General features: G+C 59.4%; 16 protein-coding genes. 4 read left to right on the forward strand and 12 right to left on the reverse strand.

All coding sequences use genetic code 11. The features are described 5' to 3' along the window. Window positions 1-219: 219 nt before the first annotated feature. Together ahcY and LH365_RS13145 are read right to left on the reverse strand one after the other, a co-directional pair. On the reverse strand, window positions 220-1,629 hold the full coding sequence (ahcY, locus tag LH365_RS13140) for an adenosylhomocysteinase (protein ID WP_226744085.1): 1,410 nt from the start codon (window positions 1,627-1,629) through the stop codon (window positions 220-222). Between the two features lie 61 nt (window positions 1,630-1,690). Next, complete coding sequence (locus LH365_RS13145; protein WP_226744086.1) at window positions 1,691-2,356, reverse strand: exopolysaccharide biosynthesis protein; 666 nt, start codon at window positions 2,354-2,356, stop codon at window positions 1,691-1,693. 299 nt (window positions 2,357-2,655) lie between these two features. On the opposite strand from LH365_RS13145, the gene bioB reads away from it, so the two are divergent. Then, a complete protein-coding gene (gene bioB, locus LH365_RS13150) occupies window positions 2,656-3,648 on the forward strand; it encodes a biotin synthase BioB (RefSeq protein ID WP_226744087.1) in 993 nt (330 codons plus the stop codon). Here the strand turns inward: bioB and LH365_RS13155 are convergent. From LH365_RS13155 to LH365_RS13185, 7 genes are all read right to left on the reverse strand, one after another. Next, window positions 3,619-4,545, reverse strand: coding sequence for a TIGR03915 family putative DNA repair protein (locus tag LH365_RS13155; protein WP_226744088.1), 927 nt, complete (start codon window positions 4,543-4,545; stop codon window positions 3,619-3,621). The genes bioB and LH365_RS13155 overlap by 30 nt on opposite strands. Further along, window positions 4,545-5,771, reverse strand: coding sequence for a putative DNA modification/repair radical SAM protein (locus tag LH365_RS13160; protein WP_226744089.1), 1,227 nt, complete (start codon window positions 5,769-5,771; stop codon window positions 4,545-4,547). The genes LH365_RS13155 and LH365_RS13160 overlap by 1 nt, the downstream gene beginning before the upstream one ends. Before the next feature lie 224 nt (window positions 5,772-5,995). Further along, window positions 5,996-6,868, reverse strand: coding sequence for a glucose-1-phosphate thymidylyltransferase RfbA (gene rfbA, locus LH365_RS13165; RefSeq protein WP_226744090.1), 873 nt, complete (start codon window positions 6,866-6,868; stop codon window positions 5,996-5,998). A 4-nt stretch (window positions 6,869-6,872) separates the two neighbouring features. Then, window positions 6,873-7,769, reverse strand: coding sequence for a dTDP-4-dehydrorhamnose reductase (gene rfbD, locus LH365_RS13170; RefSeq protein ID WP_226744091.1), 897 nt, complete (start codon window positions 7,767-7,769; stop codon window positions 6,873-6,875). A gap of 2 nt (window positions 7,770-7,771) precedes the next feature. Then, entirely contained in the window at window positions 7,772-8,833 is a 1,062-nt protein-coding gene (gene rfbB, locus LH365_RS13175) for a dTDP-glucose 4,6-dehydratase (RefSeq protein ID WP_226744092.1), read from the reverse strand. Between the two features lie 31 nt (window positions 8,834-8,864). Further along, window positions 8,865-9,407, reverse strand: coding sequence for a dTDP-4-dehydrorhamnose 3,5-epimerase (rfbC, locus tag LH365_RS13180; protein WP_226744093.1), 543 nt, complete (start codon window positions 9,405-9,407; stop codon window positions 8,865-8,867). Window positions 9,408-9,541: 134 nt separating this feature from the next. Then, entirely contained in the window at window positions 9,542-11,653 is a 2,112-nt protein-coding gene (locus LH365_RS13185; protein ID WP_226744094.1) for a M3 family metallopeptidase, read from the reverse strand. A 273-nt stretch (window positions 11,654-11,926) separates the two neighbouring features. Between LH365_RS13185 and LH365_RS13190 the strand changes: the two genes are divergently transcribed. The 3 genes from LH365_RS13190 to LH365_RS13200 all read left to right on the forward strand — a co-directional run bounded on the left by LH365_RS13190 (window position 11,927) and on the right by LH365_RS13200 (window position 14,595). Next, entirely contained in the window at window positions 11,927-12,790 is an 864-nt protein-coding gene (locus tag LH365_RS13190; protein ID WP_226744095.1) for a glutamate racemase, read from the forward strand. A gap of 209 nt (window positions 12,791-12,999) precedes the next feature. Next, window positions 13,000-13,182, forward strand: a complete 183-nt coding sequence (locus LH365_RS13195) for a hypothetical protein (protein ID WP_226744096.1) — start codon at window positions 13,000-13,002, stop codon at window positions 13,180-13,182. A gap of 90 nt (window positions 13,183-13,272) precedes the next feature. Next, complete coding sequence (locus tag LH365_RS13200; protein ID WP_226744097.1) at window positions 13,273-14,595, forward strand: glycosyltransferase family 2 protein; 1,323 nt, start codon at window positions 13,273-13,275, stop codon at window positions 14,593-14,595. On the opposite strand, the gene LH365_RS13205 is transcribed toward LH365_RS13200, so the two are convergent. From LH365_RS13205 to LH365_RS13215, 3 genes are read right to left on the reverse strand one after another with little or no spacing between them, the layout of a single operon-like run. Continuing rightward, on the reverse strand, window positions 14,592-15,125 hold the full coding sequence (locus LH365_RS13205; RefSeq protein ID WP_226744098.1) for a carboxymuconolactone decarboxylase family protein: 534 nt from the start codon (window positions 15,123-15,125) through the stop codon (window positions 14,592-14,594). The two genes, LH365_RS13200 and LH365_RS13205, sit on opposite strands and share 4 nt — an antisense overlap. Window positions 15,126-15,176: 51 nt before the next feature. Continuing rightward, window positions 15,177-15,932, reverse strand: coding sequence for a glycosyltransferase family 2 protein (locus LH365_RS13210; protein WP_226744099.1), 756 nt, complete (start codon window positions 15,930-15,932; stop codon window positions 15,177-15,179). Next, a complete protein-coding gene (locus LH365_RS13215; RefSeq protein ID WP_226744100.1) occupies window positions 15,929-17,095 on the reverse strand; it encodes a hypothetical protein in 1,167 nt (388 codons plus the stop codon). The genes LH365_RS13210 and LH365_RS13215 overlap by 4 nt, the downstream gene beginning before the upstream one ends. Window positions 17,096-17,139 lie beyond the last annotated feature (44 nt).

Consider the following 17,139-nt stretch of genomic DNA (forward strand, 5'->3'; position numbering starts at 1 on the left):
CGGAATAACATCGCCTTTTCCGATACCACAGACACACGTGACGCTATAATGCTGCGCCGCACATATCAAGTGAAATATCGTTTGCAATTGTGAGCAGTGAAAAGGGTTCGTGGGGAATGTATAGGTCAGAAGTCACGCCGTTTCTTCACAATCAATGCCGTGTCCCGCAATATAAAAAACCCCGGAGTTTCCTCCGGGGTTTTTATGTGTTTCCGTTGATCAGTAGCGGTAATGCTCGGGCTTGAACGGCCCTTCGACCGCAACGCCGATATAGTCGGCCTGTTCGGAATTGAGCGTGGTCAGCTTGGCGCCCAGCTTTTCCAGGTGCAGCAGAGCGACCTTTTCATCCAGCTTCTTCGGCAGGGTGTAGACCTGCTTGTCATAGGCCTTGTTGTTGGTCCACAGCTCGATCTGAGCCAGGGTCTGGTTGGTGAACGAGGCCGACATCACGAAGGACGGGTGCCCCGTGGCGTTGCCGAGGTTGACCAGACGGCCTTCCGACAGGACGATGATCTTCTTGCCGTCCGGGAATTCGACGTGGTGGACCTGCGGCTTGATTTCGTCCCACTTGTAGTTGCGCAGGGCCGCGACCTGAATTTCCGAGTCGAAGTGACCGATATTGCACACGATGGCGTTGTGCTTCATCTCGCGCATGTGCTCCAGGCGCAGAACGTCCTTGTTGCCAGTGCAGGTGACGAAGATGTCGCCCTGCCTGGCCACTTCCTCGACCGTGCGGACTTCGTAACCTTCCATAGCGGCCTGAAGCGCGCAGATCGGGTCGATTTCCGTGACGATGACGCGGGCGCCGCCGTTACGCAAGCTTGCGGCCGAACCCTTGCCCACATCGCCATAGCCCAGCACGACCGCGACCTTGCCGGCCAGCATGACGTCGGTGGCGCGGCGGATGGCGTCGACCAGCGATTCACGGCAACCATAGAGATTGTCGAACTTCGACTTGGTCACCGAGTCGTTGACGTTGATCGCCGGGAAGGGCAACTCGCCCTTTTGCGCCATGGCGTAAAGACGGTGAACGCCGGTGGTGGTTTCTTCGGACACGCCGATGATGGCGTCGCGGATAGCCGAATAGAAGCCCGGCTTTTCCTTCAGGTAGCGCTTCATGACCTTGTAGAGGGCTTCTTCTTCCTCATTGGTCGGGTTGTCGAGGATCGAAGCGTCCTGTTCGGCCTTCGGACCCAGCACGGTCAGGAGCGTCGCGTCGCCGCCGTCGTCGAGGATGAGGTTCGGATAACCACCATCATGCCACTCGAATATCTTGTGCGCGTAGTCCCAGTATTCTTCCAGCGTCTCGCCCTTGATGGCGAAGACCGGCGTGCCGCGCTCGGCAATGGCGGCGGCGGCGTGGTCCTGCGTCGAGAAGATATTGCACGAGGCCCAGCGCACTTCGGCGCCGAGTGCTTGCAGGGTTTCGATCAGCACACCCGTCTGGATCGTCATATGCAGCGAACCGGCGATGCGCGCGCCCTTGAGCGGCTGCGACGGACCGTATTCGGCGCGGGTCGCCATCAGGCCCGGCATTTCGCCTTCGGCGATGTCGAGTTCCTTGCGGCCCCAAGCGGCGAGGGAAAGGTCTTTTACGATGTAGTCTGCTTGAGGTGTATTCGGGGCCATGACGGTGCATCCATAGTTTCAAATGTTGCCGCCTTATAGCGGGACAACGCAGCGGATGCAATCAAGATATAAAGATGTCTTTATATGGTAGAAACCAGCCTTCGACATAGGCCCAGGCCCATAGGGCGAAATCGACGACGTAGCGCGCCCCGTAGTAGACCCAGGTAACCGCACCTGCCGCAACCGGCACCGACAACAGCAGGCACAACCCATCCCTTTGCAACAGCCCCAGTCCGGTCAGCACCACGGCGATACCCGGAATGACATTAGCGCCCGGCATGGGCAAAAGCAGGATCAGCGCCATCAGCAGGGTTTGCAGACCGGCATAGAACAGCCAAATGCCGCGCGTCATGAAGACCAGCCGCGGCCGCGTCAGGAACTCCACCTTGCGCAGCACGACGCCACAGGCGCGAAACGCGCCGCGCAGGGTTTCGCCTTTAAACGCCCAGCGCTTGATAAAACCGGGCATCCACAGGGCCTTGTGCGCCAATATCATCTGGATCGACGGCCCGATCAGCAGCAGGCCGAAGATGGTCGAAATACCTGGTATGTTGGGAATGCAGATCGGCAGGGCCAGAATGATCAGCAGCAGGCCGAGCCCGCGCCCTTCGAGGTTTTTCAGCAGCTCACCGACGCTGACCTTTGGCGCATCGCCGAAAGAGTCGGCCAGATCGTCCACCAGTTGCGAGGCCGGCACCCGGTTGGGGTGAACGGTGGCGTCGGTCATGGCGAATCTCCTGCGTGAAGGACAACGCCGTTACCATAACCTGCCGCCTGTGGGCTGTCATGCGCCGGGTTTGACCTGCTTCTCCGATCGCGCTAGACGAGGCTGAACCTCTCCTCCCTGTCGCGTAGCGATGGGGAGGGGGACCATCGAGCGTAGCGATGATGGTGGAGGGGGATGACGCCGCAATTTCAAGGGCCGCTGCCTTGGTAAGCTTTTGCGCCATCCCCCTCCGTCATTTTCACTTTCGCTGAAATGCCACCTCTCCATCGCTACGCGACAGGGAGGAGAAAGTGAACGACATGCCCGACACCGCTGCCAGCTTCGCCACCGTGCGCCACGACTGGACGAAGACGGAGATCGCCGCCCTGTTCGATCTGCCGTTCATGGAACTGGTCTATCGCGCGGCCACGGTGCACCGGCAATTCTTCGATCCTTCCGAGGTGCAACTGTCGCAGTTGCTGTCGATCAAGACCGGCGGCTGCGCGGAGAACTGCGGCTACTGCTCGCAATCGGCGCACCACAAGACCGGTCTTAAGGCGTCGAAGCTGATGCCGGTCGATGAGGTATTGGCCGCAGCCAAATCAGCGAAAGAGGGCGGCGCGCAGCGCTTCTGCATGGGCGCCGCCTGGCGCGACCTCAAGGACCGCGACGTCCCGGCTCTGGCCGAAATGATCTCGGAAGTGAAGGCGCTGGGGCTGGAAACCTGTGCCACGCTGGGGATGATCACGGCGGATCAGGCCAAATCGCTGAAAGAGGCCGGGCTCGACTATTACAACCACAACCTCGACACCTCGCCGGAATATTACGACAGCGTGGTCACCACCCGCACCTATCAAGAGCGCCTCGATACGCTGGAGGCCGTGCGCGAGGTCGGCATGAAGACCTGCTGCGGCGGCATTGTCGGCATGGGCGAAACGCGCGCGGACCGGGTGTCCTTCCTGCACCAACTGGCGACCCTGCCCGCCCATCCGGACAGCCTGCCGATCAACAATCTGGTGCCGGTGTCGAATACGCCGCTGGGCGAACTATCGAAGATTAAAGGCGGCGTCACGCCGGTCGAATTCGTGCGCACGGTCGCCGTGGCGCGTATCCTTTGCCCCAAATCGATGGTGCGCCTGTCGGCCGGCCGTAACGAGATGAGCGAGGAACTTCAGGCCCTGTGCTTCCTGGCCGGCGCCAATTCGGTCTTCGTCGGCAATCAACTCCTGACCACGCCCAACCCGGAGCGCGGTTCGGATGCCTACCTGCTGCAATCACTGGGCCTACGTCCGATGGGCGGCGCGGCCCTGTAATTTTTCCTGTAATCTTTCATGGAATTTGGGCGCGGTGTCTGAGGCACCGCGCTCGGCCATATCGCGCACGCGCTGTTCGGCATTGCGGATCAGGTCGGGGATCAATTCGGCCTCCGGCAGATTCTTCCAGTATTTCTTCGGCATTTCCGACTGCATGGCCTGTACCTTCAGCCGCGCCGGATTGAAGATATGCGCGAAATAGATCCGCCACAGATCGTCGGTCTCGTCTGTGATGTCCGGCTTGTGCGCAGGTTCGTCGCTGAGTCGCAGGTCCTTGCCGTCCCACGCCGCCGACCCCTTGGGCGTAGCGATCAGCCAGTCCATATCGTTGAAGCGCCTCTGAAAGAAACCGGCGGCGCGGGCGACGATGAAATGTTCCGGCTCGAACCACGCCACAAAGGCACGGCGCGGGCCTTTGGCGGGCACTTCGCGAAAGCGCACGAACGCTTTCATCTTATGCGTATCGCGCCCAACCGATTTGGCGAAGGCGCGGGCGAGAGCCACATCTGGATCGGTCACGACATCCAGCAGATGTTTGTCACGCTGAAGCCGCCACAGCAGGCGGTAGCAAAGGTCGAATCGGCGCGGATCGCAATGGCAGATAACGGATTTCGATAATTCTATAAAAGAAGAATTAACCGTTATTTTCTCTCTCCCTGCTTGCGGGGAGAGGGTGGAGCGAAGCGCCGGGTGAGAGGGAAAGTTACTAACTCCGTGTTTCACCCCCTCACCCCTACCCTCTCCCCGCAGGGGAGAGGGGGCTTCATCAAACAGCCCCGTCTCACGCCCTTGCCCGCCCCATTCAACCTCCCTCGGCGACACGCCTGCGCGCAACGCTTCGCGCGCAGCATTGCGCCATTCGGCGAAGTCACCTCTTCCGCGCAATTCAAACCGCATCACAGCAACACTAGTTGCTGCGGCTCCGGCGCGAACAGGCTTCGTAAATCCGCCCTATCGATCAGCCGCACCGGCGTCCAATCATCCGCCACGACGAACGGCTTGACCTTGCGCAACGACACTTTAAGCCGTTGCAAATCCTCCAGCTTCAGCCGCCGAAAGCGCCGTACGCTGAGGATCGACTGCACGGCCTTGACCCCGAAGCCCGGCACCCGCAGCAGCATCTCCCTGTCGGCGTGATTGACGTCCACAGGGAAGCGCGCCCGGTTTTCCAACGCCCAGGACAGTTTAGGGTCCAGTTCCAGATCGAGCATCCCGTCCGGCCGCGCGGCGGTGATTTCGCCGATGTCGAACCCGTAGAAACGATAGAGCCAGTCGGCCTGATAAAGACGGTGTTCGCGCACCAGCGGCGGCCGGATCAGCGGCAAGACTTTCGACGCATCCGGTATGGGCGAGAAGGCCGAATAGTACACGCGGCGCAAACGGAACCGGCTGTAGAGCCCGGCGCTGGAGCCCAGAATGGTCGCGTCGGTCGACTGATCGGCGCCGATAATCATCTGGGTCGACTGCCCTGCCGGCACGAAACGCTTGCGGCGCCTTTTGAAGGTCGACTCCGACGCAGCGTCGATCTTCTGTTTCAGTTCGCCCATCGAACGGCGGATATTGGCCGGGTGCTTCTGCGGCGCGAAGGCTTCGACCCCGGCGTCGGTGGGCAGCTCGATATTGATCGACAGGCGGTCGGCATAGAGGCCCGCCCCTTCGATCAGCGCCCCGGAAGCATCCGGGATGGTCTTGAGATGGATATAGCCGCGAAAATCGTGCTTCAAGCGCAGGTCTTTGGCGATACGGACCATCTGTTCCATCGTATAGTCGGAATTGCGGATGATGCCCGACGACAGAAACAGACCCTCAATGTAATTGCGGCGATAGAATTCCAGCGTCAGCCACACCACCTCGTCAGGCGTAAACCGCGCGCGCTCGACATTTGACGATGACCGATTGATGCAGTAGGCGCAGTCGTAGATACAGAAGTTGGTCATCAGGATCTTGAGCAAGGAGATGCATCGCCCGTCCGGCGCATAGGCGTGGCAGATGCCCGATCCTTCAGTAGAACCTAACCCGCCTGACGATGAGTCACGCTTCGACGTGCCTGATGACGCACACGACGCATCGTACTTCGCGGCGTCAGAGAGGATAGCGAGGCGTTCCTTAAGCGTCTTCTTCATAAAAGTTCATGATATGTTCCAAAATGGAGGCCGTCAATACGGGATAGCAACATAAAAGGCCGCCACCAGTCCGGCGCAGAAGCCGAACGCCATGATCATAACTGTCGCTGTGGATTTGAATTCGCGCATAAGTGCCTCCGTTGCTGAGACCATTCATGCGCGCTGATCCTGCAAGGCGAAATGCGGACATCGGGTCTGCATTGTAATCAAAGCGCAAATCGCCTTTAGCTACCTTGGGCAAGAACGCGGAAGAGGTATTTGCCGTATTCACTCTTACCGAGGTTCCGGGCGCTGGTTTCAAGCTGCGCCGCGTCTATAAAGCCCTGCCGCCAGGCAACCTCTTCGGGGCAGCAGATCTTCATACCCTGCCGCTTTTCCAGCACGCGTACGAATTCAGCGGCGTCGAGCAGGCTGTCGGGCGTGCCGGTATCAAGCCAGGCATAGCCGCGCCCAATCGGCAGGACGCTCAGTTGTCCCCGCTCCAGATAGACGCGGTTGACGTCGGTGATCTCGAACTCGCCGCGCGCCGAAGGCTTGAGATTGGCGGCGATATCGACCACCTGATGATCGTAGAAATAAAGCCCGGTAATCGCCCAGTTCGACTTGGGCCGGATGGGCTTTTCCTCAACGGACAGGGCCTTGAAATTATTGTCGAATTCCACAACGCCATAGCGTTCCGGATCGGAAACCTGATAGGCGAAAACCGACGCACCGGCCGTGATCTGCGAAGCCTGCGCGAGGGTTTCCGTCAGATTGGACCCATAATAGATATTGTCACCAAGGATCAGGCACGAGGGCTGCGAGCCGACGAAGTCCGCCCCGATCATATAGGCCTGCGCCAGACCGTCCGGGCTTGGTTGCTCAGCGTAAGAGAGCGAGATGCCCCACTTCTGACCATCTCCCAGCAACTTCTGGAACAGCGGCAGATCGTGCGGCGTGGAAATGATCAATATCTCGCGAATGCCCGCCATCATCAGGGTCGATAGCGGATAATAAATCATCGGCTTATCGTAGACCGGCATCATCTGCTTGGAGATGCCTATGGTCATAGGGTTCAGTCGCGTGCCGCTGCCGCCCGCCAGAATAATACCCTTCATTCTTTTACTCCTTGCCCACCGGGGCGCCCAGCAGGCGCGCCAGGCAGTCCTCCAGAGACACATGCCACGGATCGAGACGCAGGTCATAGATTTTCGCCAGTTTCTCACCGCTCAGACGCGAATTGGCCGGACGTTTGGCCGGCGTCGGATAGGCCTCGGTCGGGATCGGATTGACCTTCACCGCCTTGCCGCCGCGCCGCACGCTACCGTCAAAAACCGCTTCGGCAAAGCCGGCCCAGGTGGTTTCCCCCTGACCCGTCAGGTGGAAGACACCGCGCAGGGCCGGGTCGGCATCGGTGACAACGCGCTGCGCGACGATCAGCAGAGCGCGAGCGATTTCCGGCGCATAGGTCGGACAGCCGCGCTGATCGGCAACGACATTGATCTCGTCCCGAGACTCACCCAAGCGCAGCATGGTCTTCACGAAATTATTACCATAGGGCGAATAGACCCAAGCCGTGCGCACTATGACGTGGTTCGGCGTCGCCGTCGCAATCTGAAGCTCACCCGACAGCTTGGTCCGACCATAGACGCTCACCGGCGCCGGCACGTCAGACTCTTCATAGACCCCCTCCTTGCCACCGGCGAAGACATAGTCGGTCGACAGGTGGAGGATGGGAATATTCAGATCGGCGGCGATGCGCGCCAGTTCTCCCGGTGCGTCGCCATTGATAGCCTGAGCCAGACTGGCCTCGCTCTCCGCCTTGTCGACCGCCGTATAGGCCGCTGAGGAGATGATCACATCGGGCTTCGCGGCCCTGATCGGCCCGGCCAGAGTTTCGGGAGCCGACAGATCGACTTCGGGCAGGCCTACACGAATGACCTCAATGCCCATCGCTTCACCCAACACCTGAAGCGAGGTATCGACCTGCCCCTCCCTACCCGTCACCACAATGCGCATGATCAGGCCTTCGCTTCGCTGAGCACGCCCAGACGCTCGCCGGTGTAGACGCCGCCGCGCAATGGTCGCCACCAGTGCGCATTGTCGAGATACCAGCGCACGGTCTTTTCGATGCCGGTGTCGAAGGTCTCGTGTGCCTTCCAGCCGAGCTCGGTTTCGAGCTTGGTGGCGTCGATGGCGTAGCGATGATCGTGCCCCGGGCGGTCGGTAACGAAGCTGATAAAGCGATCATGCGGCGCGCCTTGCGGACGAAGTTCGTCCATCAAGGCGCAGATGCGGCGCACCACATCGATATTCTTGCGCTCGTTACGACCGCCGACATTGTAGGTTTCACCCAGACGCCCCTTCGAAGCGATCAGGTGCAGAGCGCGGGCGTGATCGTCGACATAGAGCCAGTCGCGGATGTTCGAGCCATCGCCATAGACCGGCAGCGGCTTGCCTTCCAATGCGTTGAGGATGTTGAGCGGGATCAGCTTTTCCGGGAAATGGAAGGGACCATAATTGTTCGAGCAGTTCGACACCACGACCGGCAGGCCATAGGTGCGATGCCACGCCTTGGCCAGATGGTCCGACGCCGCCTTCGAGGCCGAATAGGGCGAAGACGGGTCATAGGGGGTGACTTCTTCGAAAAGGCCGGTTTCCCCAAGACTGCCGTACACTTCGTCGGTCGACACATGCAGGAAGCGGAAGTTCGTCTTGTCCTCGCCGGACAGACCGTTCCAATAGTGGCGCGCAGCTTCGAGCAGGGTGAAGGTGCCCATGACATTGGTCTGGACGAACTCACCCGCGCCAGTGATCGAGCGATCAACATGGCTTTCGGCGGCAAGGTGCATGATGTGATCCGGCTTAAAGCCATTGATCGCCGTGACAACAGCCTCACGATCGCAAATATCCGCCTGCACGAAACTGTAATTGTTAGCGCCTGCGATCGGCTCCAGCGAGGCCAGATTGCCGGCATAGGTCAGCTTGTCCAGATTGAGCACTTCCGCGCCCACTTCCGACACCAGATAGCGCACCAGAGCCGAGCCGATAAAACCGGCGCCGCCGGTAACCAGAATACGCATAGTCCATCCCTGTCTCGGTTACGGCAACGCTTTAGCGCAGACCTGAAAGTTTAGGCTGCACCTTGTCCTTGTCGGAAAGGACAGCCTGCGCGGTATCCATCGGCCAGTCTATACCGATTTCAGGGTCGTCGAAGGCGACGCCGCGATCGTGTTCGGGGCTGTAGGGGTTGGTAACCTTATAGAACACCTCGGTATCGGGCTCCAGCGTACAGAAACCGTGTGCGAAGCCTTCAGGCACCCACAACTGTTGTGCGTTTTCCGAAGTCAGCGTAACGCCGATCCATTGGCCGAAGGTGGACGAACCTTTGCGGATATCCACCGCCACGTCGAAAATAGCGCCCCGCAGACAGCGGACAAGCTTGCCCTGTCCCATCGGGGCCAATTGATAATGCAGGCCCCGGATGGTGCCGATTTGCGCCGACAAAGACTGATTGTCCTGAACGAAAGTTACGTCCGCCACGTTTTCACGAAACCAGGCATCCTTGAACGCCTCCATGAAATAACCGCGCGAATCCCCGAATATTTTCGGCGTGATAAGGACCGGCCCCTCAATCTCGTATGTACTGATCTGCATGGCACCGCTTCGCTGGAACCAGCAGGGGATACCCAGTTTTACAGCAAGGTACAATCCCAAATTGACCCCAAAATTGACAAAGGCCAGAGCCCTTAAGGTCCCGGCCTTTGAACGGTTTCGTCTTTCAGCAGGCGTTACGCAAACCCGCGCGCGCGCATCAGCGCCTTCGGGTCGGCATCGCGACCGCGGAACTGACGATAGGCGTCCGCCGGATCGATCGTGTTGCCGACGCTGAGGATGTATTTCATCATCTTGCCGGCCACCGACTGATCGTAGAAGCCCTTGGGCGCTTCGGCGAAGGCTTCGGAGCAGTCCGCCGCCACCACATCGGCCCACAGATAGCTGTAATAGCCCGCTGAATAGCCGTCCGACGAGAAGACGTGTGCGAACTGCGGCGTGCGATGGCGCATGACGATCTCTTTCGGCATACCGAGCCTGGTCAGTTCGTCGCGCTCGAAGGCGTCCGGATCGATGTCGGCATTACCGGCGAGGTGCAACTTCATGTCGATCAGGGCCGAAGACAGATACTCGACCGTGGCGAAGCCCTGATTGAACGTGTCGGCCTTTTTGATCTTTTCCAGCAGCGCCGCCGGCATGGGTTCGCCCGTCTTGTAGTGCAGGGCGAAACGCGACAGCACTTCCGGGGTCGACAGCCAGCGCTCGTTGACCTGCGACGGGAACTCGACATAGTCGCGTGCCACCGAAGTGCCCGATAGCGAGGCATAGGTCACGTCAGACGACAGGCCGTGGATGGCGTGGCCGAATTCATGGAAGAGGGTCGAGGCGTCGTCCCAGGAGATAAGAATAGGCTCTCCCGGCGCCGCTTCGATAAAGTTGGAATTATTCGAAACAATCGGAAGTATCGCCTTGCCGCCTCCTTTCGACTGGCTGCGATAGGCGTTCATCCACGCGCCCGAACGCTTGCCTTTACGGGCGAACGGATCGAAGTAGAACAGACCCGTCACCTTACCCTCGCGCAGCACTTCGTAAGTCGTCACATCGTCGTGGAAGACGGGCAGACCGGTCACCTTCCTGAAGTCAAACCCGTAGGACTGGCTGGCGGCCCAGAACATACCCTCGACCAGCTTTTCGAGTTGCAGGTAGGGCTTGATTTCATTCTCGTCGAGATCGTATCGCGCCTTGCGCACCTTCTCCGCGTAGAATCGGTAATCCCAGGGTTCGATGGTAATACCGGCTTTTTCCGCATCGGCGACCTTTTGCATGTCGGCCACTTCTTCGTGGACGCGCTTGACCGCCGCCGGCCATACCGACTCCATCAGTTCCATAGCGTTTTCAGGCGTTTTGGCCATCGCATTTTCAACGCGCCAGTGAGCGTGCGTCTTGTAGCCGCGCAGGGTCGCGCGCTCATAACGCAGCTTGAGTATCTTTTTGATCAGTTCGTTATTGTCCCACTGATCGCCGTTGTCGCCGCGGTTGACATACTGACGCCACACCTTTTCGCGCGTCGCGCGGTTGGTGCAGAAGGTGGTCACCGGCTCCATGGCCGAACGGGTGTTCGGAATGGCATAAAGACCGTCCTTGCCCGCTTCCCTGGCAGAGGCCGCGGCCGAAGCGAGGAAGCCGTCCGACAGACCCGGCAGTTCGTCCTTGCTCAGGTACAATACCTGCTCTTCGTCGTGCAGCAGGTTGTCGGAGAACTGGTTGAACAGGGTTGACAGCTCCTTGTTGATCTCCGCCACGCGGGTCTTGGCCTGCGGCGAGATCGCCGCGCCCGAACGCACGAAGCCGTTATAGGTCACCCACAACAGACGGTCCTGTTCTGGCGTCAGCTTGAACTCGGCGCGGCGCTCGTAAACGTTTCTGATTTTTTGGAATAGTTGTTCGTTCTGATTGATCTCATCGCCGAAGGCCGCCAGTTTGGGCGAGAGACGCTTGGCGATGGCCTGAAGCTCCGGCGTCGACAGTCCGCCGCTCCACACACCGTAAAGCGTCGAGACGCGCTCCATTTCCGCGCCCGATTTTTCCAACGCGACGACAGTGTTTTCGAAGGTCGGCATGGATTTGACCAGGGTGATCGCCGCGATTTCCTTGCGCTGGGCGTTTATCGCCGCATCGAAGGCCGCTTCGAAATCGCTGATCCTCACCTTGTCGAAGGGCGGGATGCCGCCATAGGGGCCGGTCCATTCGGCGGTCAGCGCCGTTGCACCCGTGGCCGCCAAAGCCACGCCCGGCAGCAAGCCCGCCGAAGTCATCAGACCCATCACCATGCGACGATCCATTTCCATTCTTTACTCCTCCGAGCGCATTCCGAAAAGTGTGTAACGGTTTTCGGAATCAATGCGCGGTAACAAAAAATTTTGAGGCTGTTCCGGTCCAACAGGAGCGGAAACAGACTCAAATGGAATTCACGATCCCCATACGCACAGAGCCGCAAAATCCGTTCCACATGCAATCATCTAAGCATGCACCCTTGCTGGGGGCAAGGGCGCGGGTCTATAGACAGTATGACACCACAAGAGCGGCGATATCACCGCGTGTCCAGTTAAGGAAAGTTCAGAATGGCCATTGGGGTTTTCGATTCGGGCGTCGGCGGTTTGAGCATTCACCGGGCGCTGGTGGAACGGATGCCCCAGGCGGACTTCATATATCTCGGCGACCAGAAGCATGCCCCCTATGGCGAGCGGTCGGGCGAAGAGATTGTCGAACTGACGCGGCAGGGCTGCGAAACCCTGTTCGACGCCGCGGCGTCCCTGGTCGTACTGGCCTGCAACACCGCTTCGGCCGTCGCCCTGCGCCGCCTGCAATCGACGTGGCTGTCCGACTATCGCAAAGGCGCCGGGCGTCCGGTCAATGTGCTGGGCATCATTGTCCCGACCATCGAAGCCGCCACGGGCCTGCCTTGGGAGCACGAGGCCGAACGCCGCGGCCCCAAGGTCGAGAATGTCGATGTGCTGGGCATCTTCTGCACGACCGCGACGGCCCGTTCGCGCGTCTATGAGATCGAAATCGACAAGCGCCGTCAGGATCTGGCCGTGTTCAGCGAACCGTGCATCGGGCTGGCCGGCATGATCGAGGCCGGCGAGAGCGAAGACAAGCTGAAGGCCGTCGTAGAGAGTCGCGTTCAGGCGCTCAAGACCCGTATCGGCCGCTATCCCGACCGCGCCATCCTGGGCTGCACCCACTATGAGATCATCGGCGACCTGTTCAAGGCCGCCCTGCCCGAAGGCACGCCGCTGATCCATCAACCGTCTTCGGTCGCCGATGCGCTGGAACGCTATGTCGCCCGTCATCCCGACTACGACATCGGCACGTCGGGCCAGCGCCGCTTCCTGACCACGGGCGAGCCGGGACCGCAATCGCGCATCGTCGAAGCCTTCTGGGGCGCGCCGGTGACTTTTGACCCGGTGACCTTTGCCGTTTGATTAACGCGCTTTTACCCTAAATTTATATTTTCGCACCTGCGTCCACATTTACGCAGATGCAGCATTGATCCGTTAATGCAATCGTTAACGGTAAGCCCAAGCGTGCCCGGCAGAGCTGGTCCTGTTTCGCCCGAATGAGCGGGCCGGTCGCCGATAGAGTGCCTCAGACTCCCCATCCCCCTGACCACACCTCTATCCGGAGCAATTCCATGGCCCATGACCAAACCCAACCCGCCCTCGCCAGCCGCGTTTTCTGGGGCGGCCTGTCCCTGCTGATCGCCGGCCTGTTCTTCTACGCCGCCTCGACCGCCACCGGCACGGGCGACGCCTATGCCGCCGGCATGGGCGAAATGTCGGCTTCGGCCTCAACCTCGGCGGACTCGTCCTACTGATCCGTCAAGACGCCCGGACATGAAAACCCTCGCCATTCGTGGCGAGGGTTTTTTGTCGACGCTGGTTTAAACTGCCGCCATAAGGAGGGCATGAAACTTCCCAACCGTTATGACCTCTCTGCCGATATATTTTCTGCGCTTTCAAGCGAAAGCGATAATCGCGCCGTTCCCGGAAGGACAGAACTGGGACTTGAAGGCCTGTATAGGTTTGAAACGAACGGCCCCATCATCGAAATCGAGTTGATGGAAACACGATCGCTGCGGCGCAGCGTCGTTTATACGTCTGCAACCCCCAGCTACCTCATATTGCCCAAAGGAAGGTATCAGGCCTTCTACCGCCCTATAGAAGGCCCGCTGCACCCATCATCCCAACTCTTGGCCGTACGCCTCGATCCGCTGGCGAAGATACAAATATACCTCAGCAAACTCGTCGGCCTTGGCCTAAATCCCATGCGGTGGGCCAGTGCGTTACGCAGCCGTCGGGTCAGCCGGGCCCGCGCCGTCGGCCTCAGCATCGCAAAAAAGGCGATAAAACCTCAAAAGACCCTTCCCCCCCGCGCAGCTCTTGCACGCCTCCCGGTGCCCGCCGATACGGCGGTTTCGATCATCATTCCAACGAAAATCAGGCATGATCTTCTGTCGGAGTGCCTACGCTCGCTCAAACAGATCGAAGGCGTCACCTACGAAATCATCATCGTCGATAATGGTGCAACCGCTCCGGAAATGCTCACGCTCCTTGAGGCTCAGGCTCTCGAATCGACAACGCGCGTCATCCGATACGACATCCCCTTCAACTTCTCTACGCTGTGCAATCTGGGCGCCGTCACCGCGCAATATCCGCTGCTTCTGTTTCTCAACGACGACATAGAGGCCCTGGAGGGGAACTGGCTCACATCGATGTGCGGCTTTGCCCTCAGGGAGGATGTGGGCGTCGTCGGCGCGCGGCTGCTCTATCCCTCCCGCGACCTGCAGCATGGCGGCATCGCCACCCACTTCCTTCCGGGTCCGGGACATCCCTGGCGTCATCTCAAGGAAGAGGAATGGCGCAGCCATCCGCTTCTCGATACTGCCGGTGAGGCAGATGCCGTTACAGGCGCTTGTCTGCTTATCCGCAAAACCACGTTCGATCAGGTCGGCGGATTTGATGAAAAGCGATTCGCCGTGACCATGAATGACGTGGACCTGTGCCTCAAAACGCGACGACTGGGTTTGAAGGTCGTGTACGATCCAGGCGCAACGCTTCTGCATAAGGAAGGACAGTCGCGCCCGGATGATGAGCGCGAAGACCAGCAGGCGCGCCATGCGGCCGAATTACGCGCATTCTTGCAACTCTATCCCGATTATGCCCGTCAGTCCGTTTTTTATCCCTCCAATCTTCGACGCGATACGGAGAGAGCCGCCCCCATAGGCTAATCGCGACACGCCGCTTCAGCCCGCAGAACGACCCCCACCGCCGTCACTATGGCTGCGATACGCAGGGCAAACTGTACTTCGACCGCCGTAACAGCATGAGATCGCAACACCTTCTCATGACTGTCCAGACAAAGCCCGCATCCGTTGATCGCCGAAACCGCAAAACACCAGAGTTCGTAATCAATCTTGGGCACCCCTGGATTCCCCAGCACATTCATTCTCAACTTCGCAGGAAGCGCTGCATACTCTTGATTGTGCATCAGATGCAGTGCGCGATAATAGACATTATTCATGCTCATGATCGTCGCGGCAGACCTTGCGGCATCAAACGCTTCCGGCGTGAGAAAAGCGCCGGCTTCACGCGCGACTTGCTTCAATACAGTGGTTTCGCCGCACGCGTAAGCACAGGCCAGAAACGCGCCCCACTTCTGAGCGTCGTTCAACACAACCTCGTCGGCGACAATTCGGAGATTTTGCGCCATGTCCCTGGCATAGGGCGGTAGCATATCGGCGAGAACGTCCAGAGCCATAGGGCTAAACTCCACTAATCTTACCCGTGAGGGGGCACAACCGCTTCTGCCTTAGCCACGCGTTGCCTCTTCCGACGGGTTCTCCTCCGCAGATAAAGGCAAACTTTGGCGGAAGAGCGCCGTGGGGGAAGGTATGGCGCCTGCAGCATTTGCAGACTTGCCCAACGAAGAAAGCTTGACCCGGATGGCATGGCCCGTGCCCTTGACCACCTTGTGAATCATACCCGCTTCAATACCAAGGCGGTGCCACCCCCAGTCCTCGAAACCGATCCTGTTCGCAAGGTCCGTTTCCGGATATGGCACCTGCCGCAACAGCGACGTCTGCGTCAGACACAGGGCGGTCCAGGGATTTGCGGCGACAAGCGACAGAGTGTCGAAGTCTTCTGCTTCCATGTCCGGATGGGTCATGATTTCCCTGCGGGCGCCGAAATAAACGCTGATTTCCGGATGCCACACTATGGGGCGTGAATCGGCAATAGCGGCATCCAGGCCCATTTTCAGCCAGGTCTCCCCCCAAAGATCATCCCCGTCCAGGAAGGCGATATACCTGCTATTCGCCGCCCCGACACCGGCATTGCGAGAGCGGCCCAGATCGCCGTAGTCGACCTCAAGCAGCTTCATGTCCAACTGGGCGGCCCCCTGCGCCACTTCGCGTGTCAGCGATCCGGGACGATCGAGCACGACCAAAACCTCCACCGTGTAGCCTGCGGAACGGGCAAAGGCGGTGGCACGCGCCGCACTGAGCAAAGAGGGGGTCAGCAGCAAGCCTTCATTGTGAGCATTCACGATCACACTGAGATGGGTCATGCGGGGACCTTTCGGAAGATATTCAGCCAGTCGCTTCGATTGGCGACCGTCACGAGCTTGGCCTGCATCGCCGCAGGCAAGCGCAATGCCCGCCCCAGGGTTTCCGCATTTTCGAAACTATCGAGTATAAGCCCTTCCACAAAAGACAGCACGTCTCGGACATAGGCATCGCCCCCAGGCAAAGCCTGCGCACCAAGGTGCGCCCATATCGGCGTGACCTGCGCCAATGTCTGGACCTGCGCCCTCAACAAATCACGTCCGGTTTTGCTGTCGAGCACCACAAGGCCAATGGGTTTCAGCGCCTGTATAAACCAGGACAGAACGACGATCCGTTCCTCCAAAGACAAATTCACCGGCAACTGTCCGCAAGAGGGCGACGCCTCACAGAGGGTAAGCGAATCCGGGTCGAGAAGAAGTACCGATTTTTGCGCCCCCGCAAACAGATCAGCGACTTCCCTGTATGCCGGGGTGTCTACGCTTCCGAGCACCAACACATCATACCGGCGCTTCAGCCCTTCGAAGAGCGATTTGAATGCCATATAGCTCCGCCCCCCAGGACGCCCGCTGTGGATGGGCAGGCGTCCGGCTTCGGCAAGCGTGACGACCTCCGTCACGTCGGAATCGAGATCGGCGACAGACTGCAAAACGGAGTGGGCGAGATCGTAAACGCCATCCGGCGCTTTTGCCAGGCGTCCTTCGTCCCGACCACTGCTCAGATAGTGTCCAAATGGATGAACCACCCGGACGTCAACATCCGGATATTGCCGCAAATACCACTCCGTGTCGAATAACGGCCCGGGGGAAAGCCGACGATCGGCTCCGTACAGCACAAAATGATCCAGCGGCGAAATGACGTCGGTAGGTGTGTCCGGATAGGTGGCGACATACCAGTCCGCATCGAACCATCCCGAGGATGAAATCCGGCTGCGAAGTTGCTCAAGCCCTGCACGCCCCTCCACCGGTAGTGGAAAACGCCCTTCTGCGCGGCCATAATCGAGATAATGGACGAGAGGAATATGACCTGCGGCCAAGACATCGGGATACTCGTAGACGTACCACGCCGCATTGAACCTCGGGCCGGGCGAAAAACCTGCCGGCCCGCCGGTCTTCACAAAATGATCGAGCGCCGCCCCCTCTTTGCAATTCAGGTCATAGGTTCGCATGTACCACTCTGCGTCAAAAAAGCCCGACTCGGCTATCCGCCTAT

The organism is Asticcacaulis sp. AND118 (assembly GCF_020535245.1).
GTDB lineage: Bacteria > Pseudomonadota > Alphaproteobacteria > Caulobacterales > Caulobacteraceae > Asticcacaulis.